The sequence below is a fragment of the Kosakonia oryzendophytica genome (assembly GCF_027886705.1).
In the GTDB taxonomy this organism is placed as follows: Bacteria; Pseudomonadota; Gammaproteobacteria; order Enterobacterales; family Enterobacteriaceae; genus Kosakonia; species Kosakonia oryzendophytica.
Genome location: NZ_CP115659.1, coordinates 3,375,181 through 3,398,970, shown reverse-complemented (window position 1 = coordinate 3,398,970; position 23,790 = coordinate 3,375,181). Strand labels below are relative to the sequence as shown.

The window sequence follows — 23,790 nt, the reverse complement described above, 5'->3', positions numbered from 1 at the left end:
GTTTTTTTCACTTCGTTTGTGCGCTATTACTCACGGTTTGTTACGGCACGGCATTGTGACGTTTTTTGAATGGATACTCGGGTGGCCTATATGACGCATTTCTCTTTATCCCTTCGCGGCCTGGCTGCAGGCTCTGCGCTGTTGGTTCTTTTCACTCCTTCACTGTATGCGGCTGAACAAACGCCGGGTGCGCCGCCGGTAGAGGCCAGAGCGTGGATCCTGATGGATTACGCCAGCGGCAAAGTGCTGGCGGAAGGTAACGCCGACGAGAAACTCGATCCCGCCAGCCTGACCAAACTGATGACCAGCTATGTGGTCGGCCAGGCGTTGAAAGCCGGAAAAATTCATCTCACCGATACGGTTACCGTCGGCAAAGACGCCTGGGCGACCGGCAATCCGGTGCTGCGTGGTTCCTCGTTGATGTTCCTTAAGCCGGGCGATCAGGTTTCGGTCGCCGATCTCAATAAAGGCGTGATTATTCAGTCCGGCAATGATGCCAGCATCGCCATTGCCGATTATGTTGCCGGTAGCCAGGATTCGTTTGTCAGTCTGATGAATAGCTACTCACAAAAGCTTGGTCTGACCAACACCACCTTTAAAACCGTTCACGGGTTGGATGCGCCGGGGCAGTTCAGCACTGCGCGTGATATGGCGCTACTGGGTAAGGCGTTGATCCGCGATGTGCCGGATGAGTATGCCATTCACAAAGAGAAAGACTTTACCTTCAATAAAATCCACCAGCCCAACCGTAACCGGCTGTTGTGGAGCACCAGTTTGAATGTCGATGGAATGAAGACCGGGACCACCGACGGGGCGGGTTACAATCTGGTGGCCTCCGCCACACAGGGTGATATGCGGCTGATTTCCGTGGTGTTGGGCGCGAAAACGGACCGTATTCGCTTTAATGAGTCGGAAAAACTGCTGACCTGGGGCTTCCGCTTCTTTGAAACGGTGTCGCCCATCAAACCCGATGCCGTCTTTGTGAACCAGCGCGTGTGGTTTGGTGATAGCAGTGAGGCGAAGCTGGGGGCCGGGGATTCCGGTGCGGTGACGTTGCCGAAAGGGCAGCTAAAAGATTTGAAAGCGACTTACACGCTCACACAGCCGCAGCTTGAAGCACCGCTGGCGAAAGGACAGGTCGTTGGCACCATCGACTTCCAGTTGAATGGCAAAACCATTGAGCAGCGTCCATTGGTGGTGATGGAAGCGGTGGGCGAGGCCGGTTTCATTGGCCGGATGTGGGATTTCGTTCTGCTGAAATTCCACCAGTTGTTCGGCGGCTGGTTCTCCTGACGGTAACAGGCCGTGCCCCGGTGGGCACGGTCAGTACATCAGCTTGATCTGGTACGTTTTGGCCGCGTTGACCAGGCTCTCATCCGGTCGGCAATCGCTCACCAACACATCAAACTGGCTGAGCGGCCCCATGCTGGCCTGGCGTACCTTACCAAATTTGCTGTGATCCACCACCAGCACATGAAACTGGGCATGAGACATCGCCCAGTGTTTTACCGGCAATTCTTCCAGGTTAAAGCAGGTCGCGCCCTGCTCGGCATGCACGCCTGCTGCCGAATAAAAGGCGATATCCGGGCGCAGGTTGCTCAGCGTCTCGTTGAAGTTCAGCGGTTTAAAAATGGCATTGCTGGCGTGAAACTCACCGCCGCAAAGGATTGCGCGGCACAACGGTTTTTCCTGTAGCGCGAGAAAGGTATTCAGGGAGTAGCAGACGCCGGTAAACGGCAGGTCGTGGTGAATGGCTTCGATGATCCACGGCGTGGTGGTACCGCAGTCGAAAAACGCCATCTGATGGGGCTGCAGCAGGCTTGCAGCCAGCTCCGCCGCACGGCGTTTCTCTTCCACCAGGCGGGTTTTCTGATCGCTGAGCAGATAGTGGCCAGCGCTGCGTGGTTCCAGCACAATATAGCCGCCCAACAGCACCACCGGTGCGCTATTGGCGCTGAGATCGCGGCGAATGGTCATTTCGGATACGCCCAGCAGCGCCGCCGCTTCTTTCAGATGCAGCTTATCGCTGCGTTTCAGCGCCGCCAGTAGCTGGCCAATCCGTTCGTCACGTCTTGTTTCCATATTTCCCCTGAATAAAAGAAAGCCCTGCATTGAGCAGGGCGTTCATCTTACCTTTGCCGTGTGGCTTAGTCACGCACCCAGCCGCGGCGGATCGGCATCGCAAAGCACAGGCGATAAATCTGCTGGACGCTGCGGTAGATGGCCGGACCAAACGACTGCCACAGGATCTGCGCTGTCAGACAACCACCGATGCCAACCAGCAGCGCGCCGAGCATATCCAGCGGCCAGTGCACGCCAAGGTAAACACGCGACCAGGCGATGGTCAGGCCGGTAATCATCAGTAACACGCCGGACCATACACGGTGCCAGGCCAGGAAGGCGACGGCAAAGGTGAAGATCACGGTGCCGTGGTCGCTCGGGAAGGAGCTGTCCGGTGCGTGATGCAGGAAGTTATAACCCACGCGATCGGCAAACGGACGATCGTGCGGAAAGATGTGCCCCAGCAACGCAGAGAAGCAGAGGCTGACGAGGATCGCCATTGCCACTTTGATCACCAGTTGGCGTTGGGCAGTCACCTGACTGCGCGGCCCCCACAACCAGAGACCCGCTGCCAGCAGCGGAACGATGCTAATCAAATCGCTGGCGGCAAACCCGGCAAAAGCAATCAGCCCGTGCGGTGAGTCGGGGGTGGCATTAATCCAGTAAAATAGCGTGTAATTCAGGCTCTCTAACATACTCTTGTTACTCTTTGATTAAGCTATCGAAAGTGAGGCGAAAGCGCTCACCTTAAAAGTGGCGCGCTGGACGGTAAAGGGGTTTTGTCTTACTCCTCTGAGAGTTAGACGAATCCTGGAGAAACCGTTAACAGAATTACCTTACGCCAGGGGAGTTAAGCGAACCTTAAACGGGTGAAAATGTGCTTTATTTAACAGGCGACCGAGAATTCTCTACCGCCACACAATGGCTTTGATTACACTCGGCGCGATTTTTCACAGGATGATGAGACCGCATGATGCAAAACCACTCCCTTTCAGGCCAACGCCTGGGCCGACAGGCGCTGTTATTTCCGCTCTGTCTGGTGCTTTACGAATTCTCGACGTATATCGCCAACGATATGATCCAACCCGGCATGTTGTCGGTGGTGGCGCAGTACAACGCGGGGATCGAATGGGTGCCGACGTCGATGACCGCCTATCTGGCGGGCGGTATGTTCTTACAGTGGTTACTGGGGCCATTGTCAGACCGTATTGGCCGTCGCCCGGTGATGCTGACTGGCGTGGTGTGGTTCATTGTGACCTGTCTGGCAACATTGCTGGCGCAGGATATTGAACAGTTCACGCTGCTGCGTTTTTTACAGGGCATCAGCCTCTGCTTTATCGGTGCTGTCGGCTATGCAGCGATTCAGGAGTCGTTTTCCGAGGCGGTGTGCATCAAGATCACGGCGCTGATGGCGAATGTGGCGCTGATTGCGCCGTTGCTTGGCCCGCTGGTTGGCGCAGCATGGGTGCATGCTGCGCCGTGGGAAGGGATGTTTGTGCTGTTTGCGGTACTGGCGGCGTTCGCCTTTGTCGGTCTGCAACGCGCGATGCCGGAAACGGCCACCCGGCTGGGTGAGACACTGTCGCTTAAAGCGCTGTGGCGCGATTACGCCGAAGTGATGAAAAACCTGCGCTTCGTGGCGGGCGCGCTGGCGACCGGCTTTGTCAGCCTGCCTTTACTGGCGTGGATAGCGCAGTCGCCGATCATTATTATGAGCGGTGAACAACTGAGCAGTTATGAATATGGGCTATTGCAGGTACCGATTTTTGGCGCACTGATTGTCGGTAATCTATTGCTGGCGCGGCTCACGTCCCGCCGCACCGTGCGGGCGCTGATTATGATGGGGGGCTGGCCGATTGTCGCCGGGCTGATACTGGCTGCGGTGGCGACGGTCGCCTCCTCCCATGCGTATTTATGGATGACTGCCGGGTTGAGTGTATATGCCTTTGGCATCGGGCTGGCGAACGCCGGGCTGGTGCGCCTGACGTTGTTCGCCAGCGAGATGAGTAAAGGTACGGTTTCAGCGGCAATGGGCATGCTGCAAATGCTCATCTTTACCGTGGGCATTGAGGTCAGTAAGCACGCGTGGTTGACAGGGGGCAATGGCTTGTTCAGTCTCTTCAATCTGGCGAATGGCCTGCTGTGGTTAGGCCTGATGGTGGTGTTCCTGCGCGATAAGCGGGTGGGCAATTCACTGGAAGGATAAGCAACGCGGCATCCGCTCAGGCGAATGCCGCATCCGGATCAGTAGCTTTCGGCTTGTGCGTTTGGTGCCGGTTTGGCTACGGCACGGGCAACCAGTGCCGCAATCAGCATCAGACTAAGCACGACCAACATGGCGCTGCGCAGACCGTAATGCTCGCCCAGGAAGCCTAACAACGGTGGGCCGACGAGAAACGCCAGATAGCCCGTGGTTGCGACCACGCTGACACGGGTTGGCGCATCCGGGCCTGTGTCGCTGGCGGCGGAAATGGTTAGCGGGAAGCCGAGCGATGCGCCCAGTCCCCAGAGGATCACCGACACGCCCGCCACCCAGGCGCTATCAACAAAGATAATCAGCCCAATGCCCAGCGCACCCATGATGGCGCTGGCGCGTACCACCGCCACGCGGCTGTAACGATCGATAAACCAGCCACCGGTGAAGCGCCCGACCGTCATGCCGAGGGTAAAACCGGCGTAGATTAACGACCCTGAAGTCGGGCTAAAGCCGTGACCGTCCACCATTAATAACGGTAGCCAGTCATTGGCGGAGCCTTCAGCAAAGGCCATCGCCAGCACCACCACGCCTATCAGCAGCAGTTGGGTATCTCGCCAGAAAGGCACTCCTTTTTTCCCGTGTGCGTTGTCTTCCTCAGAGTCCCGTCCGGTGCCATCGGGAATGGCGGCAATCGCCAGCATAATCGGCACAATCACCGCCAGACCTGCCAGCAGGATATGCAAATTTGCCGCGAGGCCGATCGCGGTTAACGTCATGCCGATGCCCGCGCCAACCAGCGTGCCAAGGCTGTAAAAGCCGTGCATCATCGGCAGTACGGTTTTATTCATCTCTCGCTCGACCACCGCGCCTTCAATGTTCATTGCTACTTCGCCCGCGCCCAGACTGCCGCCAAACACGGCCAGTCCGGCGGCGAACAACAGTGGCGATGCGAACCAGAGCGCAACACTGAGGAGCAGCACACCCAGCACGGAAAATGACATGCTGGCGCGGATGACGTTACGTGCGCCAAAGCGTTTGACCAGCCAGGCGGAGGAGAGAATACCGCTCATCGAACCGATCGACAGACCGAACAGCACCACGCCCATTTCGGCGGTGGAAACCGAGAGAATGTCGCGAATAGCCGGAGTGCGCGTCGCCCAGGAAGCCATCAGTAAGCCGGGGATAAAGAAGAAGGTGAACAGCGCCCATAAGCGATTTCTCAGGGCCTTGCGGGATCCATTTGCAGTCATAGCGTCACAGTGGGCAGTAAAAAGGTGAGACAACAGTAGCAAGGAAGTGTACATTTGTACATAAATCAGTGAGAGGACTTATGGCCCGACGACCCAATGATCCACAGCGGCGTGAACGCATTCTTGATGCGACGCTGGAGACGATTGCCGAACACGGTATTCAGGCCGTCACGCACCGGAAAATTGCCAGCTGTGCGGACGTTCCGCTGGGTTCGATGACCTATTACTTCGCCGGTATCGATGCGCTGCTTGAGGAGGCGTTCACCCGCTTTACACAGCAGATGTCTGCGCAGTATCAGGCATTTTTCGCGGGTGTCGACAGCCCGGCGCAGGCCTGTGATGCGGTGACCGAATTAATCTATGGCGCGCAGGTGACCACCGCGCGCAATATGGAACTGATGTACCAACTCTATGCGTTTATGAACCGCCAGCCGGCGCTAAAAAGCGTGATGCAAAACTGGATGCGCGCCAGCCAGACTACGCTGGAGCACTGGTTCGATCCGGTCACCGCCCGCGTGCTGGATGCGTTTATCGAAGGCATGACGTTGCACTTTGTGATTGACCGCGCGCCCCTGAGCCGGCAGCAGATCCGTTCAATGATCGGGCGCATTGCCGGTTTGTGAGACGGCTTCTTCTCCGGCGGGCTTTATTCAACGCGGGTGACATCGGGATGTTGCTCGCTGGCTGCTTCATGGAAAATATCCCCCAGCCAGCCGGGGATTTCCGCTTCGCTTAATTCATCAGGAATGATGATGTTATACAGTCGGGAGTGCTTGCCTTCATTCCGGTCTACCCGGAACACCTGCCAGCTTTCCGCCACGCGTTTTACCCCCAGATAACGGCCAAAAACGTTATAAATCAGCATTGTCTTATTTTTCCTCCGCTGTCGGTTAACCTGCTTATAACATAGAGAATTGTCACGAAAATCAATTTTGCTGGTGAATAAAATCTCGCCAGTTTTGGCGATGCCGCCTATTCTTTGGGAGCAAAAATGATCAACAGCATGGTGTATTAACCCTCCGGGAACCGCAATACAAGGACAACTATGATGCTATCGTTCAGCCAACTCTGGGATAACCATCCCTATCCGGAAAGCCCCTGTGACAGCTCTTTCGTCAACCAGTGCGCCATCAGAATGGGCGTTGCGCTGGAGAAGTCGGGCGTTAACCTCAGCATTTATCATGGCGCAAAATGTTATCCGGGGTTTGGTCATAACCCTAAACATGTGCTGCGCGCGCAGGAACTTGCCACCTGGTTACTGGGACGACATGATCTGGTAGGGAAAGCGGTGAAGAAAAAATCCGTTACCCAGTCGGACTATGCCGGTAAAAAAGGGATCGTGTTCATTCAGGATGGTTGGGGATCAACCGATCATATTGATGTCTGGGATGGCAGTAAGATGTTAATGAAAGGCGGAAGTCCTGATTATTTTGCCTTAGGGAAAGAGGTCTGGTTTTGGGAGTTGCTATGACGAAGATGATCCATTACGCCTGTGGCGCGGCGGCGCTGTTGTTGGTGAGCAACCTGAGTTATGCAGAGCCTGCCGCGACGGACAGCTTTGCCTGGCAGGGCCATGAACTGGCGTTAGGGCAGGCACAGGGTAAATGCCAGTTGGAGATTGCTTCCCAGGGGAAAGCAAAACAGACGCACGCGCTGGATTTGACGCCGCCTTGCTATTTTTTGCGCCGTGGAGAAGCGGAACCCCTGCATTATGCTTATCCAAAACAGCATATTAAGGCGGCGTTTATTATTCTGGGTAACCCGTTGTCGGCGGATGAGCTGAAAACCTGGAATGTCTCCGCCACGATGCAATGTGGAACACAGGGCCAGGGGCTGCTGTTTAGCGGGAAAGATTTTCGCCTGAGCACTAAGTCGCTTAACCGAATGCTGTTGTGCAAAGACAAAGGGACGGATGAGAAAAATTTCCGCTTTCTGAGCCAGTAATGGCAGAATTGCATGAACAAGGGCCGAAAGGCCCTTTTCTGATGCGCGCTTCGTGAGCGGCGTAAAAAAGAGAAAAAAGCGAGCAGGGAACGATCGTGAATATCATCATGTGGATGTTGTCATCGGCGGCGTTTTTCGCCTGGATCTTTGGTATTACTTTAAAAAATCCCTTTAGTACCAATGCAAAGCATTTTGGTTTGCTGATTGTAGTGCACCTGGTGCTGAGTATTGCCGCCATTGAGCTAAAAAAACGCGGTGTGGTGATATTGCGCCATGAGGATAGTCTGTGGCTGCGTGAAGGCATTGCGCTGGTGCTGAAATGCTATATGGCGCTGGTGTTGATTGTGATGTCGAGCTTTATGATCGCCCTGACTGGCAAAGGCGCACAGCAGATGACCCATTTCCATAAAACCTATAACGCAGCCAACCTGCACCGTAACCCGCTGAAATTCTACCTTCGGCAGGAGCCTGCCATCGTCTGGGGCTATCGGCTGTTTTTTCTTGTGGGTGGGGTTTATGTCCTGTGGGCTATCTGGTTCCGCCTGCCGTTTTAATGTGAGCCTGCGCACACTGGGCGGGACGCATTCAAAATTTAGATGAATTTCATTCAGTTATTGGGTTTGACGCTAAAAAAAGAGCCAGAGTACTCTCCCTGCTGACAAACATTGCGTAAGCCACTGGCTTTTCAGGCGACAAACAGAATGGAGATCTCAATGAGGCGAGGACGATTCAATATGGCGGGTTTGCTGCTGATGGCAGGCATCTCAGGTTCAGCATTTTCAGCCATGCAGGCGTTGCCAGGCAATACCCCAGGCGCGGAGGTGATTAAGGTCGAAAAATCACGCGGGCAGGTGGATTTAATCAGTAATGTGGTTTATTCCCAAATCCGCGATGTGCGTGCGATTCGCCAGTTAAAAATGTCGCTGTTGGTGCCCCGTACCGGCGATCTGAAGCCTGCCGTGGTCTATTTCCCGGGCGGAGGGTTCACCAGCGCAGATTATGACAAGTTTATTGAAATGCGGCTGGCACTGGCGCAAGCGGGATTTGTGGTCGCTGCGGCGGAATACCGCGTGGTGCCGAATACTTTCCCTGCGCCGGTGGAAGATGGTAAAGCCGCAGTGCGTTACCTGCGCGCGCATGCCAACGAGTACAACATCGACCCGGAACGCATCGGCGTGCTGGGTGATTCGGCCGGCGGCTGGATGGCGCAGATGTTGGGTGTCACCAACGCAGAGAAGGTATTTGATAAAGGCGATAACATGGAGCAACCGTCAACGGTACAGTCGGTCGCGACGTTATATGGCATTTCAAACTTGCTGAATATCGGCGAAGGGTTCCCGGAAAATATTCAGCAGGTGCATCGCTCCCCGGCGGTGACCGAAGCCCTGTTGGTGAATGGCGCGGCATTCCGTCATTTCCCCGGCGCGACCATCGACAGCGACAAACAAAAAGCGTTGAATGCGAGCCCGATGGGGCATATTAGCGGCCACGAACCGCCATTCCTGATTATGCATGGCAGCGCCGATACGTTAGTGTCGCCACGCCAGAGCGCGCAGCTTTATAACGCGCTGAAAGATAAAAACGATAAGGTGAAATACATCCTCGTTGACGGGGCAGAGCACGGCGATATTAGCTGGTTCCAGCCCGCAGTGATTGACACGGTTGTGACGTGGTTTAAACAGACCTTAGGTGCGCCGATAAAGGGGAATAACACCGCCGCCGGTAAAAACGGTAATCTCTGACACGTTGTGCACACTAAAGCAACCGGATGAGCGGTTGCTTTTACCTCTCTTTTTTCGCTTTCGTGAGGTATTCATTATCTCTGAACGGGTTATGCCTGGCGTAATTATCTATACTCCACATCACGTGTTCCCATTCAACAGGATGTCCCGTGTTAGCCAATATTCTTGTCGCTGTCGTTGCTGTTATACATCTCTATATTCTTGTTCTCGAAATGTTTTTATGGGATACGAAAACAGGTCGTAAGGCATTTAATCTCAGTGCCGATTTTGCCCGCGAGACCCGCGTACTTGCCGCGAACCAGGGGCTCTACAATGGCTTTCTGGCAGCAGGGCTACTGTGGGGATTATGGCTGGGTGCCAGCGGCGTTCAGGTTCTCTTCTTTTTCCTGCTCTGCGTGCTGGTTGCCGGGATTTTCGGTGCGGTGACAGCCAGCCGTAAAATACTCTATGTGCAGGCGCTTCCGGCGCTGCTTGCGCTGATTGCACTGCTGGCCCGTTAAGTAACAAATGGGCTGGTTAATTAGCCCCTTTCACGGAATGCGTGCGGCCAGGTTTTTTCGTAGTAATTTTTCATTTCGGTTTCGTCGAGGGAGAGCGCTTTTTTTAAATGCGATGACCCGAGGAGAACCGGCACCTTTGTAGAAGAAAAAAACGGGCACCGGGTCGCATGACTCCATCAATTTTCATGGCGATATCAACACCAGACGGGTTGGGAAAATATCACCACAACGTATACCCTGCCAGAAAAGGTAGGGATATATGTCATTGATTTACGCTAAGTAAAAATGCTTTCTAAGAATTATCTTAATCAATAAAACGTCTTCATTTCCTGCTTGCTTATCTTTCAGTGTGCCACACAATATCACCCGATAAACCTTATGGAGATCAGCAGGGAATGGCGTACATAGCAGCAACACCACGAGCATATATTGGGCAATCAGTTGGTAGCGGTCAGTGTGTGGCGTTTACACAAAAAGCAGCCAATATGCCTCGCACTGCAAACTGGAAGCGCGGTGCTCTGGTGAAAGGGAATATGAATATCGCTCCGGGAACAGCGATAGCGACGTTTGATGATAATGGGCAGTATGGCAACCATTCGGATGGACGCTCTCACGCGGCCATATATATGGGACAAGACTCAACCGGTATACAGGTATTGGATCAGTGGGTAGGGCATGGCTTTGACAATAAGACGGGAGCACGTATTCCAGTTCCTTCACCTGTTAGCCCACGCACAATTTTTTTCCGGCACGCAACTCGCGCTGAGAATAATGGAGCGAATTATTATGTCGTTGAGTAAGCCACTGATATTAAGCGTTGGTATGTTGCTTTTTACACCTTTTGTGATGGCTGCATCTACTGTAAAAACAACATGCCCGGAATCGCTGGAAATCAACAATAAGTCATACACTATGAGTGAAGTGGATCTTTTCCAGGGGTTGCCGGTAAAACAGGGTAGGTTGATGCCCGATACTCTGGACGATATGGTATGGACGCTGAAAGATTATCAGGACTATGCAAAAGAGATGAACATGCCTCTCTATCTGGTTTGCCGTTATAAAGGGACGGATAAAACAGTCACATTGCAAGTGCCCGTTACTGCAAAAAAATGCTCAGCATGGTTTAGCAACGGGAAATATGCAGCCTCTTGCGAATAATACCTTATTAGCAATACATGCCCCGGCAGGATGATTACCGAGGGCAACTTTCCTCGCTCTCTCCGTAAATTCTGGAACGATAAATGTCGTTCAAAAAATGGGGCTTAACGCGCTGGAGAAAACGGGAATGTTGTGGAATAGAGCAGTACTGTTAAGTGGCGCTATTATGCTTTTCTCGGGGTCTGTGTTTGCAGAAAAAGTAAGTTGCCCTGATGTTTTAACCATTAATGCTAAAAATTACAGAATGTATTACGCCGATGTTTTTGTGGGCCCCCCGTCCGAACGCGCATCTTTGTTACCTGATACCGATGACGAGATGGTATGGACACTTCAGGACTCACAGGATTATGCAAAAGCGCACAATACTTCTATGTTTCTCGTTTGCCATTATAAAGGAACGGACAAGACCATTACGGTAAGAGTCCCAGTGACCGCGAAAAAATGCACAGTGTGGTTTGAGAGTGCTAACAATCACGATCACGGTGATTGTGAATAGAAATTTTTGCAATCAGCAGCCTTTTTAGCGCCCTGGATAACGGAGTCATTCCTTGCCTCCATTTTCATACGCAATGAGAGTTAAAACGGATGCAACGAAACGCTGTACGGATGCGATCTAAAAGTGCTGGAGAAAATGATTATGTTGTGGAGTAAGACACGACGTTTAGTCGCTGCTATCTCGCTATTTTCTACAGTCGTATACGCTGAAAAAACAACCTGTCCTGAGGTCTTAAAGGACGGCGGAAAAATATATCGAATGAACAAGGTCAGCGTTTTTGAAGGTGAGCCAGAAAAACGGGTCGACTTAATGCCTGATACAGACGACAACATGGTCTGGACGCTAAAACCCTCTCAGGAAAATGTGAAGGCACAGCACACGGCTATGTACCTTCTTTGTCGGTACAAGGGGACAGATAAAACAACGACATTGAAAATCCCGGCGTCGGCGAAAAAATGCACGGCATGGTTTGGGGACAACAAAAAACAGTTTTATGCTGCTTGCGAATAACATTAACTGAGCATGCCTGATGTACTGCCATTTTGCCGCCATGACAACGGGTGTCGGTTGTTCTCAGGCAACAAAAAACCCATCAACCTTGAACCTAAATGGCGGGGTTGATGGGCTCCACAAAATGGGGACATCAAAGAAAAGCAGTGGCACTAGTTATGACTGACATCCCGGAAAAAAGTTCTGCGTATCACCGAAATATTTCTCAGCTTCGGACTTATCCGAGACCCGGCCAGATAATGATGATCAGTGTCCCTGCTAACGTCAGTAACACGTTGGCGATAGCGTAAGTCCCCGCATAGCCCAGCGCCGGAATGTTGCTGCGCGCGGTGTCGCTGATAATCTCCATTGCCGGTGCGCAGGTGCGAGCACCCATCATGGCGCCGAACAGCAGGGCGCGGTTCATCTTCAGCACGTAAGCGCCAAACAGGAAGCAGATCAACACCGGCACAAGGCTGACAATCAAACCGGCAATCAGCATCTGACCGCCGACCGCGCCAAGCCCGTTGCCAATTCCGCTACCGGCGCTCAAACCGACCCCGGCCATAAACACCATCAGACCAAACTCCTTCACCATCATCAGTGCGCCCTGCGGGATATAACCGAAGGTAGGGTGGTTGGCGCGCAGGAAGCCGAGCATGATACCGGCGAACAGCAGACCTGCGGCGTTGCCCACGCCAAAGCTGAAGGAGCTGAACTGGAAGGTGATCATGCCGATCATCAGGCCAACAATAAAGAAGGCGCAGAAGGCGAGCAGGTCGGTTACCTGGCTGTGAATAGAGATAAACCCGATGCGATCCGCGATAGTTTTCACGCGTCGCGCATCGCCGCTGACCTGCAATACATCGCCCTTGTTGAGCACGATATTGTCATCGATCGGCATTTCAATCTGGCTGCGGATCACGCGGTTCAGGAAGCAACCGTGGTCAGTCAGTTTTAACTGTGCAAGACGGCGGCCCACCACATTGTGGTTTTTTACCACCACTTCTTCCGTGACGATGCGCATATCCAGCAGGTCGCGATCGAACACCTCTTTACCGTTACGGAAACTCGGGTCGAGGCGCGCATGCGCATCCGGATAGCCCACCAGCGAAATCTCGTCGCCCATTTGCAGAACGGCGTCGCCGTCCGGGCTGGCGAGAATGCCATTACGGCGAATCCGCTCGATATAGCAACCGGTCTGGCGATAGATCCCCAGTTCACGCAGGTTCTTGCCATCAGCCCAGGCCACCAGTTCCGGACCAACGCGGTAAGCGCGGATCACAGGCAGGTAGACTTTGCGGTGCGCGTCGGTGTCCAGCCCGCGCTCACGGGCGATTTGCTGGGCGCTGGTCTGCAAATCCTGATGTTGCAACTTTGGCAAATAACGCGCGCCGAAGATCAGACTGACCAGGCCAATCAGATAGGTAAGGGCATAACCCAGGCTGAGGTTATCCAGCGCGCTGGAAAGTTGCCCGCTCTCCATGCCGGAATGGCGTAGCGTATCGCCCGCACCCACCAGCACTGGCGTTGAGGTCATCGAACCGGCCAGCATCCCGGCAGTCAGACCGATATCCCAGCCGAATAATTTCCCCAGCCCTAAAGCGATCAACAGCGCGCTACCGACTAATACCAGCGCCAGCATCAGGTAATTCTTGCCATCGCGAAAAAAAATGGAAAAAAAGTTGGGACCGGCTTCAACACCCACGCAAAAAATAAACAGCATAAAGCCCAGGTTCAGGGCATCGGTGTTAATGCTGAAATGTTGCTGACCCAATAATAACGAAACCACTAAAACGCCAATGGAATTACCGAGTTGAACTGAACCCAAACGTAATTTACCGAGGCATAACCCGAGAGCCAGTACGACAAACAATAACAGTATGTAATTCCCGTTTAACAAATCTGCGACGTTTATATTCACGGAGGCTAACTTCTTGTTTACTTGTAAGCTGTTGAAAGAAATGGTTATTTAAGCTAGTGTTTTGTTCATGCACTGGCGTAAGAAAAAAGCAGTGTCACACCAGAACTTCCTCACAAAACAAAATCTGGCCGCTAGTTTAATCGTATTAGATAACAACGGCTAGTGAGAATCGTGTATTCGCTCGGGTACTTCGTGGGCAAGGATTGCCGCCATGCTTTATCAGTCCGGACGTTCTTTTGAACGAATGGGAAGTGCGATAGAGAAGACGTCAGGAGGATTGTTTGAAGAACAAACAACGTTGGAAAGGCATTATTTGCTGCTTTGTCCTTTTTATTGCGGTTTGCCTTTATTTGGTTATAAAGATGAAGGGCGCGTTGCATACCTCTGCGCATCCTGAATTGGGGTTATTGCTTTTTATGCTGCCTGGTGTAGTGAGTTGCCATGTTACGCATCGCCGCCATGTCATGTGGCCACTGCTGGGCGCAGTCCTGGCTGCACCGGTTTGTTATCTCCTGACTTACCTTCTGCTGACACCTGCACGCCCGTTTTGGCAGGTTGTTGCCTGGCTGTTCAGCGCGGTGTTCTGGTGCGGGATTGGCGGGTTATGTTGCGTCTTTATGCGCAGCCTGGTGCGGCATTACCGGCAGGGCAGAAAGTAAAACGCCCTCGCGATGGAGGGCGTTGTGTCTGTTTTCAGGCAAACAGGCCAAGGTTGGCTTTTGCGTAGGCTTCAAAATCTGTAAAACCACCAACGTGCTGTTGATCGAGGAAAATCTGTGGCACCGTTTCAACCGGTTTACCCACGGTTTTTTCCAGATCCGCTTTCGTAATCCCTTCCGCGTGGATGTCGACATAGCGATAGTTAAAGTCATCCCGCTCTTGAGTCAGTTTTTCTGCCAGTTCTTTTGCGCGTACGCAGTATGGGCAGCCGGGGCGACCAAAAATTACAGCAAACATACTCTCTCCCAAATTTTAAGGTTTCTGCGGGTTATCTTGACCATAACCGCGCCTTATGAAAAGCAGGTTCTGCCTGTTGCATTAATCTTTACAACCTTTCAGCGCAATCCGCGGTAATACACCCCCCGCTTAGCTGTCCTATACTGGAGGTCTTGTTTATCCGGGGAATTTATAATGACACCAACCATTGACTTGCTGTGCGCGCATCGTTCCATTCGCCACTTTAAAGATGAACCGATTACGGCGGCGCAGCGTGAGGCGATCATTGCCAGCGCACAGGCCACATCCAGCTCCAGTTTTTTGCAATGCAGCACCATTATTCGGATCACCGATCCCGCTCTGCGCGCGCAACTGGTGACCTTAACCGGCGGGCAACAGCATGTGGCGCAGGCGGCGGAGTTTTGGGTGTTCTGTGCGGATTTTAACCGTAACTTTCAGATCTGCCCGGAAGCGAACCCAGGTCTCGCGGAGCAACTGTTATTGGGCGTTGTGGACACGGCGCTGATGGCGCAAAACGCCTTTACAGCGGCGGAGTCCCTTGGGCTTGGTGGGGTGTATATCGGCGGCATTCGTAACAGCATCGAAGCGGTGGGAGAACTGTTACAGGTACCGAAACACGTTCTGCCGCTGTTTGGTTTATGCCTGGGCTGGCCTGCGGACGATCCGGGGCAGAAGCCGCGTCTGCCTGCGCAACTTGTGGTGCATGAAAACCATTACCAGCCGCTGGATAAAGCGGTGCTGGCGCAGTATGACGAAGAGATTGCCCACTACTATCTGACGCGCGGCAGCAACACGCGCAGGGACACGTGGAGCGACCATATCCGCCGCACGATTATTAAAGAAAGCCGTCCATTTATTCTCGACTATTTGCATAAACAGGGATGGGCGACACGCTAATACCCGTTCATCCTGCTCGTTGCTGCGTGTATCATACGCGGGCTTTTACCGGTCTTTGTTGCGAGGTGCAGGGTGAAAATTGCCATATTATCCCGGGATGGAACGCTTTATTCATGTAAACGTCTGCGTGAAGCGGCGATGCATCGCGGTCATCTGGTCGAGATCCTCGATCCGCTGTCCTGTTATATGAATATCAGCCCTGCGGCGTCGTCGATTCACTATAAAGGTCGCCAGTTGCCGCATTTCGACGCGGTGATCCCGCGTATTGGTTCGGCCATTACCTTCTACGGTACTGCTGCGCTGCGCCAGTTTGAAATACTGGGCAGCTATCCGCTGAATGAATCCGTCGCCATTACCCGCGCCAGGGACAAGCTGCGCTCGTTGCAGTTACTTGCCCGCCAGGGAATCGATCTGCCGCTTACCGGCATCGCCCATTCGCCCGACGATACCAGTGATTTGATCAATATGGTCGGCGGTGCGCCACTGGTGGTGAAACTGGTGGAGGGCACGCAGGGTATTGGTGTAGTGCTGGCGGAAACCCGCCAGGCAGCGGAAAGCGTGATCGATGCTTTTCGTGGGCTTAATGCGCACATCCTTGTGCAGGAGTACATTCAGGAAGCGAAAGGTTGCGATGTCCGCTGCCTGGTGGTGGGCAATGAGGTGGTGGCCGCGATTGAACGCCGGGCGAAAGAGGGCGATTTCCGCTCAAACCTGCATCGTGGCGGGGTTGCGACGGTAGCAAATATCACGCCGCGTGAGCGTGAGATTGCACTGGCAGCGGCGCAAACTCTTGGGCTGGATGTGGCGGGCGTCGATATTTTGCGCGCCAACCGTGGCCCGCTGGTAATGGAAGTGAATGCGTCGCCAGGCCTTGAAGGTATCGAAAAAGCGACGGGTATTGATATCGCCGGGCGTATGATCCAGTGGATTGAACGGCAGGCAACCCCCGGTTTTTGCCTGAAAACGGGCGGCTGAGGCGATTTTTCTGCGCTATCAATGGTACGTTCAGCACTTTTTGCGTAAGCTATGGGCAATTTTTTACAGTAAGAGAGCACTGCACATATGGATTCACTCGTCGTCCCTGGTCTGGACACGCTTCGTCACTGGCTCGACGAGCTGGGCATCACCTTTTTTGAGTGTGATAACTGCCAGGCACTGCATCTGCCGCATATGCAAAATTTTGACGGCGTATTCGATGCGAAAGTCGATCTGGTTAATGACATCCTGCTGTTCACCGCCATGGCTGAGGTTAAGCCTTCTGCTTTGCTGGCGCTCTCTGCGGATCTCTCCGCCATCAATGCCAGTTCCCTCACGGTGAAAGCCTTCCTGGATATTCAGGACGATAACCTGCCCAAGCTGGTGGTGTGCCAGTCATTGAGCGTCGGACCGGGTGTCACCTTTGAACAGTTTGCCTGGTTTGTGCGCCAGAGCGAAGAGCAGATTTCGATGGTGATCATGGAAGCTAACGCACATCAGCTGCTGTTCTCACCAGGCGAAGAAGATGTGACTGTTGTTGAAGAGTCGCACAATTTTCTTCACTGACTCGCCGTGACATTAGCGCAGTCGCTGCCAGAGCGGCTGCATAATAAATGTTTTTATTCTGCAATTAACCTTTTCATAAAGAATTTTTCACCGCTATTCCTCCCGTTCCGGCTTATCACATAGACAGATCCTGCATAAAAAATTGATAAAAGGCGTTTTTTAATCTGACCTATAGCCTCAAACCCTGGCTACAGTTATTCTTGCGGTGCTTAAAACAGCATGCGGTGTCTGCCGGAAGAGTATTCTCCTCCGAGGCTGTGCAGAGTGACAAAATATGCATGATTCTTGCATATCTTAAATGCGTACACTTAGTTCGTATGTTAACGGACTTTCCAGAAGGAATGAGATATGACCGCCTTGAGCAAAAAATGGGTATCGGGTCTTGTTGCGGGTGCGTTGATGGCTGTCTCTGCCAGCACGCTCGCAGCCGAGCAAAAGACGCTGCATGTTTATAACTGGTCTGATTATATTGCGCCGGACACCGTCGCGAATTTTGAAAAAGAAACCGGCATTAAAGTCGTTTACGACGTGTTTGACTCCAACGAAGTGCTGGAAGGCAAACTGATGGCGGGCAGCACTGGCTTCGACCTGGTCGTGCCTTCTGCCAGTTTCCTCGAACGTCAGCTTGCAGCGGGTGTGTTCCAGCCGCTGGATAAGAGCAAACTGCCGAACTGGAAAAATCTCGATCCGGATATCCTGAAAATGGTCGCTAAACACGATCCGGATAATAAATACGCTATTCCATACCTGTGGGCCACCACCGGTATCGGCTACAACGTGGATAAAGTCAAAGCTGCACTGGGCAAAGATGTGCCGCTGGATAGCTGGGATCTGGTGCTGAAACCGGAGAACCTGGAAAAACTGAAAAGCTGCGGTGTCTCTTTCCTCGATGCCCCGGAAGAGATCTTCGCCACCGTACTGAACTACCTTGGCAAAGATCCGAACAGCAGCAAAGCTGACGATTACACCGGCCCGGCAACCGAGCTGTTGTTGAAACTGCGCCCGAATATTCGTTACTTCCACTCTTCTCAGTACATCAACGATCTGGCGAACGGCGACATCTGTGTGGCTATCGGCTGGGCAGGGGATGTGTGGCAGGCGGCTAATCGTGCAAAAGAAGCGAAGAACGGCGTGAATGTGACTTACACTATTCCGAAAGAGGGCGCGCTGGCGTTCTTTGACGTCTTCGCCATGCCGGCGGATGCGAAAAATAAAGATGAGGCTTACCAGTTCCTCAACTACCTGATGCGCCCGGATGTGATCGCCCATGTCAGCGATCATGTCTTCTACGCGAACGGTAACAAAGCGTCCGTGCCATTGATCAGCCCGGAAGTGCGTAACAACCCGGCTATCTTCCCGCCGCCGGATGTGTTCGCCAAACTGTTTACGCTGAAAGTCCAGGATCCGAAAATCGACCGCGTAAGAACCCGCGCCTGGACGAAAGTGAAAAGTGGCAAATAATTCAGTCACCTGACGAGTGAAATGCTGCACCGGGGCGGTGCATCTGCCCCACAAATGGACAGAGGCGTTTGGCCTCTGTCCAGTCATTTGTACGACAACCTGTTGAAACGGGTTGATGTTTTTGCCGGAGAGCACTTGAGTGAATGACGCTATCCCCCGCCCACAGGCGAAGAGCCGCAAGGATCTGACGCCGCTGCTGGAAATCCGCAATCTGACCAAATCCTTCGATGGCCAGCACGCCGTTGATGATGTCAGCCTGACCATTTATAAAGGCGAGATTTTTGCCTTGCTCGGCGCGTCCGGCTGCGGCAAGTCGACGCTGCTGCGTATGCTCGCTGGTTTTGAACAGCCCACTCAGGGGCAAATTATGCTCGATGGCGTCGATCTGGCGCACGTGCCGCCGTATCTGCGCCCCATTAATATGATGTTTCAGTCCTATGCGTTATTCCCGCATATGACGGTGGAGCAGAACATCGCTTTTGGCCTGAAACAGGACAAGCTGCCGAAGGCTGAAATCGCCAGCCGGGTGGCTGAGATGCTGAGCCTGGTGCACATGAGCGAGTTTGCCAAACGTAAGCCGCATCAGCTTTCCGGCGGCCAGCGTCAGCGTGTGGCGCTGGCCCGTAGTCTGGCGAAGCGCCCCAAATTGCTGCTGCTGGATGAACCGATGGGCGCGCTGGATAAAAAGCTGCGCGACCGTATGCAACTGGAAGTGGTGGATATCCTTGAGCGCGTCGGCGTGACCTGCGTGATGGTGACCCATGACCAGGAAGAGGCGATGACCATGGCCGGGCGTATCGCCATCATGAATCGCGGCAAGTTCGTGCAGATTGGCGAGCCGGAAGAGATTTACGAGCACCCGACCACCCGTTATAGCGCCGAGTTTATCGGTTCGGTGAACGTCTTCGAAGGGTTGCTGAAAGATCGCCAGGAAGATGGGCTGGTGATTGACTCGCCGGGGCTAATGCATCCGCTGAAAGTCGATCCGGACGCCTCGGTGGTGGATAACGTGCCGGTGTATGTGGCGCTACGTCCGGAAAAAATCATGCTCTGCGAAGATCCGCCAGCCGATGGTTACAACTTTGCGGTGGGCGAAGTGGTGCACATTGCCTATCTCGGCGATCTGTCGATTTATCACGTGCGTTTGCAAAGCGGGCAGATGATCAGCGCCCAGTTGCAGAACGCGCATCGCTACCGTAAAGGCGCGCCAACCTGGGGAGATGAAGTTCGTCTCTGCTGGGACGCCGATAGTTGTGTGGTTCTGACGGTTTAAGGAGCGATGATGAGTACACTGGAGCCGCCGACCCGCGTCGAAAAACCGGGCGGTTTTACACTGTGGCTGGCGCGCATGCAGATGCGCCACGGGCGCAAACTGGTCATTGCGCTGCCTTATATCTGGTTGATTCTGCTGTTTCTGCTGCCGTTTTTGATTGTCTTCAAAATCAGTCTTGCTGAGATGGCAAGGCAGATCCCGCCCTACACCGATCTGATTGAATGGGCGGACGGGCAGTTAACCCTTACGCTGAATCTGGGTAACTTCCTGCAATTGACAGATGATCCGCTTTACGTTGAAGCATATCTTCAGTCGCTTCAGGTTGCCGCGATCTCAACGATTTGCTGTCTGCTACTCGGCTATCCGTTGGCCTGGGCGGTGGCGCACAGTAAACCCTCCACGCGTAACATATTGCTGCTGCTGGTGATCCTGCCGTCGTGGACCTCGTTCCTGATCCGTGTTTATGCATGGATGGGGATCCTGAAAAGTAATGGCGTGCTGAATAACTTCCTGATGTGGCTCGGGGTTATCGATCAGCCACTGACTATTCTGCATACCAACCTCGCGGTCTATATCGGGATTGTCTATGCCTACCTGCCGTTTATGGTGCTGCCGATTTATACCGCGCTGACGCGTATCGACTACTCACTGGTGGAAGCTTCGCTGGATTTGGGCGCGCGTCCGCTGAAAACCTTCTTCAGCGTGATCGTGCCGCTCACCAAAGGCGGGATTATCGCCGGGTCGATGCTGGTGTTTATTCCGGCGGTAGGTGAGTTCGTGATCCCGGAACTGCTCGGCGGGCCAGACAGCATCATGATTGGCCGCGTATTGTGGCAGGAGTTCTTTAATAACCGTGACTGGCCGGTAGCCTCGGCGGTGGCGGTGATCATGCTGCTGCTGTTGATTGTGCCGATCATGTGGTTCCACAAACATCAGCAGAAACAGGCGGGGGACAACGCATGAACAACTTACCGGTAGTGCGATCTCCCTGGCGCATTCTGATCCTCGTGCTTGGGTTTACGTTTCTCTATGCGCCGATGCTGATGCTGGTCATCTATTCATTTAACAGCTCGAAGCTGGTGACGGTATGGGCGGGCTGGTCAACCCGCTGGTATGGTGAGCTGTTCCATGATGATGCCATGATGAGCGCGGTGGGGCTAAGCCTGACCATTGCGGCCTGTGCGGCGACGATGGCCGCTATCCTTGGTACCATTGCCGCTGTGGTGATGGTGCGTTTTGGGCGCTTCCGGGGTTCAAACGGCTTTGCGTTTATGATCACCGCGCCGTTGGTGATGCCGGATGTGATCACTGGTTTGTCGTTGCTGCTACTGTTTGTTGCGCTGGGCCATGCCATTGGCTGGCCTGCGGACCGCGGTATGCTGACCATCTGGCTGGCGCATGTCACCTTCTGTACTGCCTATGTGGCGGTGGTGATCTCCTCGCGTCTGCGTGAACTGGATCGCTCCATTGAAGAAGCGGCTATGGATTTAGGCGCCACGCCACTGAAAGTCTTCTTCGTCATCACGCTGCCGATGATCATGCCAGCGATTGTCTCCGGTTGGCTGCTGGCGTTTACCCTGTCGCTGGATGATCTGGTGATTGCCAGCTTTGTTTCCGGGCCGGGGGCAACCACGCTGCCAATGCTGGTGTTCTCCAGCGTGCGTATGGGCGTAAATCCTGAAATCAACGCGCTGGCGACGCTGATCCTCGGTGTGGTAGGCATTGTTGGTTTTATCGCCTGGTATTTAATGGCCCGGGCGGAAAAACAGCGTATCCGTGACATCCAGCGTGCAAGACAAAGCTGAACTCATTAGAATCGGGAAATTGTGTTGCTGATGCCGCGCCTGTCGCGGCATTTTTTCACAGGGAAAACAGCGAATTGGGATTTTTCAAGAAGAGCACTCATCATGCGAAATTGAATGTGCCTGCGTTGGTGCAGGTGGCGGCGATCGCCATTATTCTCATTCGCTGCGTTGATGTGCTAATGGTGATAAATGTGCTTGGGGTGCGTGGGATGCTGGATTTTGTGCAGCGCAGCGCGCAGACCTGGAGCCTGACACTGATTTTTCTTGGCAGTCTGGTGCTGGTGTTTATCGAAATCCTCTGCGCCTTTTCCGTGGTGAAAGGGCGCAACTGGGCGCGCTGGCTCTATCTCGGCACGCAAATCATCGCGACCGGCTATTTATGGGCGGCCTCGCTGGGTTACGGTTATCCCGAACTTTTCAGCATTGCCGGGGAGTCGCGCCGGGAGATTTTCCGCTCGCTGATGATGCAAAAACTGCCTGATTTTCTGGTGTTGTTTCTGCTGTTTGTCCCCACGCCAAGCCGACGCTTTTTCCGCCTGCAATAACGGTGGTACAATCCCGGCCCCGCAAAAAGAAAGGCTTTACTATGCAGTGCGCTCTCTACGACGCCGGGCGTTGTCGATCCTGTCAGTGGATCGAACAACCGCTGGCAACGCAACTCACCGCCAAAATGGACGATCTCCGGCATTTACTGGAGGGGTTGCCCGTGGCGCGTTGGGACTCGCCAGTCAGCGGCCCGGAGCAGGGGTTTCGCAATAAAGCTAAAATGGTGGTAAGCGGGAGTGTAGAAAAACCGTTGCTCGGTATGTTGCACCGTGACGGCACGCCGGAAGATCTGACCGCTTGCCCGCTCTATCCTGCCTCGTTTTTATCGGTTTTCGCTGCGCTGAAACCCTTTATCGCCCGTGCAGGGTTAACGCCGTACAATGTGGCGCGCAAACGCGGCGAGTTGAAGTATTTGCTGATCACCGAAAGCCAGCTGGATGGCGGTATGATGCTGCGTTTTGTCTTGCGCTCGGAAGCGAAGCTCGCGCAACTGCGTACAGCGCTGCCTGAATTGCTGGCGCAGTTACCGCAACTCAGGGTGGTCTCCGCCAATATTCAGCCGGTACACATGGCCATCATGGAAGGGGAGACGGAGTTTTTCCTCACTGAACAACAGGCACTGGCGGAAAATTTTAATGGTGTACCGTTGTGGATCCGCCCGCAGAGTTTCTTTCAGACCAACCCGACGGTCGCCAGTAGCCTTTATGCGACCGCACGGGATTGGGTACGGGCGTTGCCAGTGGCGCATATGTGGGATCTGTTCTGCGGCGTCGGCGGTTTTGGTCTGCACTGTGCAACGCCCGACATGCGCCTGACCGGGATCGAAATTGCACCAGAGGCGATAGCCTGCGCGACACAGTCCGCGCAAGTCTTAGGGCTGCAAAACCTGCATTTTCAGGCACTGGATTCCACGCAGTTTGCCACTGGGCAGGGTGATGTGCCGGATCTGGTGCTGGTTAACCCGCCGCGACGGGGGATTGGCGTAGCGCTGTGTGATTATCTTAGCCGGATGGCACCACCTTACATTATCTATTCCAGCTGTAATGCCAGCACCATGGCGAAAGATATCCGCCTGTTGCCTGGCTACCGCATTGAACGTGTGCAACTGTTTGATATGTTCCCGCACACCGCGCATTACGAAGTGCTGACGCTGCTGGTTAAACAATAAATGCACTTGTGCACTGTGTGACAGTGCACTACTATCGTTGGCATAAACGCGGCAAGGAGGCTGCAATGCAATGCCAAAGAAAATAAGTATTGCCTGTTTTCGGGATCCATGGCTTGAGGCATTTTTCCACCACACGGCGCAGCATCGTAAAATTCCGGTGGACATTCATACCGTGTTGTCCCGAAAACTGGACATCATTAATGCAGCGACATCTCATCGCGATTTGCGCTCGCCCCCCGGCAACCGTTATGAAGAGTTGTCGGGCAAATTGCATGGTTATTCCTCAATAAGAGTGAATAAGCAATATCGTTTGATTTTCAAATGGGTTAACGGAAAAGCGGAAGATCTGTATCTGGATCCGCACATTTATTAAGCCATTA

At 53.5% G+C, this 23,790-nt stretch carries 29 protein-coding genes; 23 read left to right on the top strand and 6 right to left on the bottom strand.

The genetic code is table 11. The features are described from left to right. Positions 1-90: 90 nt before the first annotated feature. Positions 91-1,293, top strand: a complete 1,203-nt coding sequence (gene dacC, locus O9K67_RS16510; protein WP_061499919.1) for a serine-type D-Ala-D-Ala carboxypeptidase — start codon at positions 91-93, stop codon at positions 1,291-1,293. Positions 1,294-1,323: 30 nt separating this feature from the next. Here dacC and deoR read toward each other — a convergent pair whose 3' ends face one another. Both deoR and ybjG read right to left on the bottom strand, forming a co-directional pair. Then, positions 1,324-2,082: a DNA-binding transcriptional repressor DeoR gene (gene deoR, locus O9K67_RS16505; protein WP_061494614.1), complete on the bottom strand. Its 759-nt coding sequence runs from the start codon at positions 2,080-2,082 to the stop codon at positions 1,324-1,326. A gap of 65 nt (positions 2,083-2,147) precedes the next feature. Continuing rightward, entirely contained in the window at positions 2,148-2,756 is a 609-nt protein-coding gene (ybjG, locus tag O9K67_RS16500; protein WP_061494615.1) for an undecaprenyl-diphosphate phosphatase, read from the bottom strand. Between the two features lie 278 nt (positions 2,757-3,034). On the opposite strand from ybjG, the gene O9K67_RS16495 reads away from it, so the two are divergent. Next, complete coding sequence (locus O9K67_RS16495; RefSeq protein ID WP_061499924.1) at positions 3,035-4,267, top strand: MFS transporter; 1,233 nt, start codon at positions 3,035-3,037, stop codon at positions 4,265-4,267. Between the two features lie 38 nt (positions 4,268-4,305). On the opposite strand, the gene O9K67_RS16490 is transcribed toward O9K67_RS16495, so the two are convergent. Further along, positions 4,306-5,508, bottom strand: a complete 1,203-nt coding sequence (locus O9K67_RS16490) for an MFS transporter (protein ID WP_061494616.1) — start codon at positions 5,506-5,508, stop codon at positions 4,306-4,308. An 80-nt stretch (positions 5,509-5,588) separates the two neighbouring features. Between O9K67_RS16490 and O9K67_RS16485 the strand changes: the two genes are divergently transcribed. After that, entirely contained in the window at positions 5,589-6,131 is a 543-nt protein-coding gene (locus O9K67_RS16485) for a TetR/AcrR family transcriptional regulator (protein WP_061494617.1), read from the top strand. 23 nt (positions 6,132-6,154) lie between these two features. Here O9K67_RS16485 and O9K67_RS16480 read toward each other — a convergent pair whose 3' ends face one another. Beyond that, complete coding sequence (locus tag O9K67_RS16480) at positions 6,155-6,373, bottom strand: DUF7661 family protein (RefSeq protein ID WP_061494618.1); 219 nt, start codon at positions 6,371-6,373, stop codon at positions 6,155-6,157. A gap of 180 nt (positions 6,374-6,553) precedes the next feature. Here O9K67_RS16480 and O9K67_RS16475 point away from each other — a divergent pair, with 180 nt between their 5' ends. The 9 genes from O9K67_RS16475 (at position 6,554) to O9K67_RS16440 (ending at position 11,858) form a co-directional block, all read left to right on the top strand. Beyond that, on the top strand, positions 6,554-6,979 hold the full coding sequence (locus tag O9K67_RS16475; protein WP_071889960.1) for a type VI secretion system amidase effector protein Tae4: 426 nt from the start codon (positions 6,554-6,556) through the stop codon (positions 6,977-6,979). After that, complete coding sequence (locus O9K67_RS16470) at positions 6,976-7,452, top strand: hypothetical protein (protein ID WP_061494619.1); 477 nt, start codon at positions 6,976-6,978, stop codon at positions 7,450-7,452. The genes O9K67_RS16475 and O9K67_RS16470 overlap by 4 nt, the downstream gene beginning before the upstream one ends. 95 nt (positions 7,453-7,547) lie before the next feature. Beyond that, on the top strand, positions 7,548-8,006 hold the full coding sequence (locus O9K67_RS16465; protein ID WP_061494620.1) for a hypothetical protein: 459 nt from the start codon (positions 7,548-7,550) through the stop codon (positions 8,004-8,006). Between the two features lie 159 nt (positions 8,007-8,165). Next, positions 8,166-9,194 carry an alpha/beta hydrolase gene (locus O9K67_RS16460; RefSeq protein WP_061494621.1) on the top strand — a complete coding sequence of 343 codons (1,029 nt, stop codon included), beginning with the start codon at positions 8,166-8,168 and terminating at the stop codon, positions 9,192-9,194. A 149-nt stretch (positions 9,195-9,343) separates the two neighbouring features. Beyond that, the gene (locus O9K67_RS16455; RefSeq protein WP_061494622.1) at positions 9,344-9,694 is read left to right on the top strand and encodes a DUF1304 domain-containing protein; all 351 of its coding nucleotides are present in this window, start codon (positions 9,344-9,346) and stop codon (positions 9,692-9,694) included. A 395-nt stretch (positions 9,695-10,089) separates the two neighbouring features. After that, positions 10,090-10,494, top strand: coding sequence for a BPSL0067 family protein (locus O9K67_RS16450; protein WP_071889962.1), 405 nt, complete (start codon positions 10,090-10,092; stop codon positions 10,492-10,494). After that, complete coding sequence (locus O9K67_RS16445; RefSeq protein ID WP_333780527.1) at positions 10,376-10,852, top strand: STY0301 family protein; 477 nt, start codon at positions 10,376-10,378, stop codon at positions 10,850-10,852. Before O9K67_RS16450 ends, O9K67_RS16445 begins: the two co-directional genes overlap by 119 nt. Positions 10,853-10,949: 97 nt before the next feature. Next, the gene (locus O9K67_RS24705; protein ID WP_333780513.1) at positions 10,950-11,348 is read left to right on the top strand and encodes an STY0301 family protein; all 399 of its coding nucleotides are present in this window, start codon (positions 10,950-10,952) and stop codon (positions 11,346-11,348) included. A gap of 141 nt (positions 11,349-11,489) precedes the next feature. Next, on the top strand, positions 11,490-11,858 hold the full coding sequence (locus O9K67_RS16440) for an STY0301 family protein (protein WP_061499938.1): 369 nt from the start codon (positions 11,490-11,492) through the stop codon (positions 11,856-11,858). A 217-nt stretch (positions 11,859-12,075) separates the two neighbouring features. Here O9K67_RS16440 and O9K67_RS16435 read toward each other — a convergent pair whose 3' ends face one another. Beyond that, positions 12,076-13,761, bottom strand: coding sequence for an aspartate:alanine antiporter (locus O9K67_RS16435; protein WP_017456129.1), 1,686 nt, complete (start codon positions 13,759-13,761; stop codon positions 12,076-12,078). Between the two features lie 281 nt (positions 13,762-14,042). Between O9K67_RS16435 and O9K67_RS16430 the strand changes: the two genes are divergently transcribed. Continuing rightward, a complete protein-coding gene (locus tag O9K67_RS16430) occupies positions 14,043-14,420 on the top strand; it encodes an inner membrane protein YbjM (protein ID WP_061494623.1) in 378 nt (125 codons plus the stop codon). Positions 14,421-14,454: 34 nt separating this feature from the next. Here O9K67_RS16430 and O9K67_RS16425 read toward each other — a convergent pair whose 3' ends face one another. Next, positions 14,455-14,718, bottom strand: a complete 264-nt coding sequence (locus O9K67_RS16425; protein ID WP_061494624.1) for a GrxA family glutaredoxin — start codon at positions 14,716-14,718, stop codon at positions 14,455-14,457. 174 nt (positions 14,719-14,892) lie between these two features. Here O9K67_RS16425 and nfsA point away from each other — a divergent pair, with 174 nt between their 5' ends. The 10 genes from nfsA (at position 14,893) to O9K67_RS16375 (ending at position 23,783) form a co-directional block, all read left to right on the top strand. Further along, on the top strand, positions 14,893-15,615 hold the full coding sequence (nfsA, locus tag O9K67_RS16420; RefSeq protein WP_061494625.1) for an oxygen-insensitive NADPH nitroreductase: 723 nt from the start codon (positions 14,893-14,895) through the stop codon (positions 15,613-15,615). 72 nt (positions 15,616-15,687) lie between these two features. Beyond that, on the top strand, positions 15,688-16,590 hold the full coding sequence (rimK, locus tag O9K67_RS16415; protein WP_061494626.1) for a 30S ribosomal protein S6--L-glutamate ligase: 903 nt from the start codon (positions 15,688-15,690) through the stop codon (positions 16,588-16,590). A gap of 87 nt (positions 16,591-16,677) precedes the next feature. Continuing rightward, positions 16,678-17,157, top strand: a complete 480-nt coding sequence (locus tag O9K67_RS16410) for a type III secretion system chaperone family protein (RefSeq protein WP_061494627.1) — start codon at positions 16,678-16,680, stop codon at positions 17,155-17,157. Positions 17,158-17,505: 348 nt separating this feature from the next. Beyond that, complete coding sequence (gene potF, locus O9K67_RS16405; protein ID WP_061494628.1) at positions 17,506-18,618, top strand: spermidine/putrescine ABC transporter substrate-binding protein PotF; 1,113 nt, start codon at positions 17,506-17,508, stop codon at positions 18,616-18,618. A gap of 139 nt (positions 18,619-18,757) precedes the next feature. Further along, entirely contained in the window at positions 18,758-19,891 is a 1,134-nt protein-coding gene (potG, locus tag O9K67_RS16400) for a putrescine ABC transporter ATP-binding subunit PotG (protein WP_061494629.1), read from the top strand. Between the two features lie 9 nt (positions 19,892-19,900). Continuing rightward, complete coding sequence (gene potH, locus O9K67_RS16395; RefSeq protein WP_061494630.1) at positions 19,901-20,854, top strand: putrescine ABC transporter permease PotH; 954 nt, start codon at positions 19,901-19,903, stop codon at positions 20,852-20,854. Then, entirely contained in the window at positions 20,851-21,696 is an 846-nt protein-coding gene (gene potI, locus O9K67_RS16390; protein WP_061494631.1) for a putrescine ABC transporter permease PotI, read from the top strand. The genes potH and potI overlap by 4 nt, the downstream gene beginning before the upstream one ends. Positions 21,697-21,770: 74 nt before the next feature. Further along, positions 21,771-22,241: a YbjO family protein gene (locus tag O9K67_RS16385; RefSeq protein ID WP_061494632.1), complete on the top strand. Its 471-nt coding sequence runs from the start codon at positions 21,771-21,773 to the stop codon at positions 22,239-22,241. Positions 22,242-22,282: 41 nt separating this feature from the next. Beyond that, on the top strand, positions 22,283-23,410 hold the full coding sequence (rlmC, locus tag O9K67_RS16380; protein WP_061494633.1) for a 23S rRNA (uracil(747)-C(5))-methyltransferase RlmC: 1,128 nt from the start codon (positions 22,283-22,285) through the stop codon (positions 23,408-23,410). 70 nt (positions 23,411-23,480) lie between these two features. After that, positions 23,481-23,783, top strand: coding sequence for a type II toxin-antitoxin system RelE/ParE family toxin (locus O9K67_RS16375; protein ID WP_061494634.1), 303 nt, complete (start codon positions 23,481-23,483; stop codon positions 23,781-23,783). The last annotated feature ends 7 nt before the right edge of the window (positions 23,784-23,790 follow it).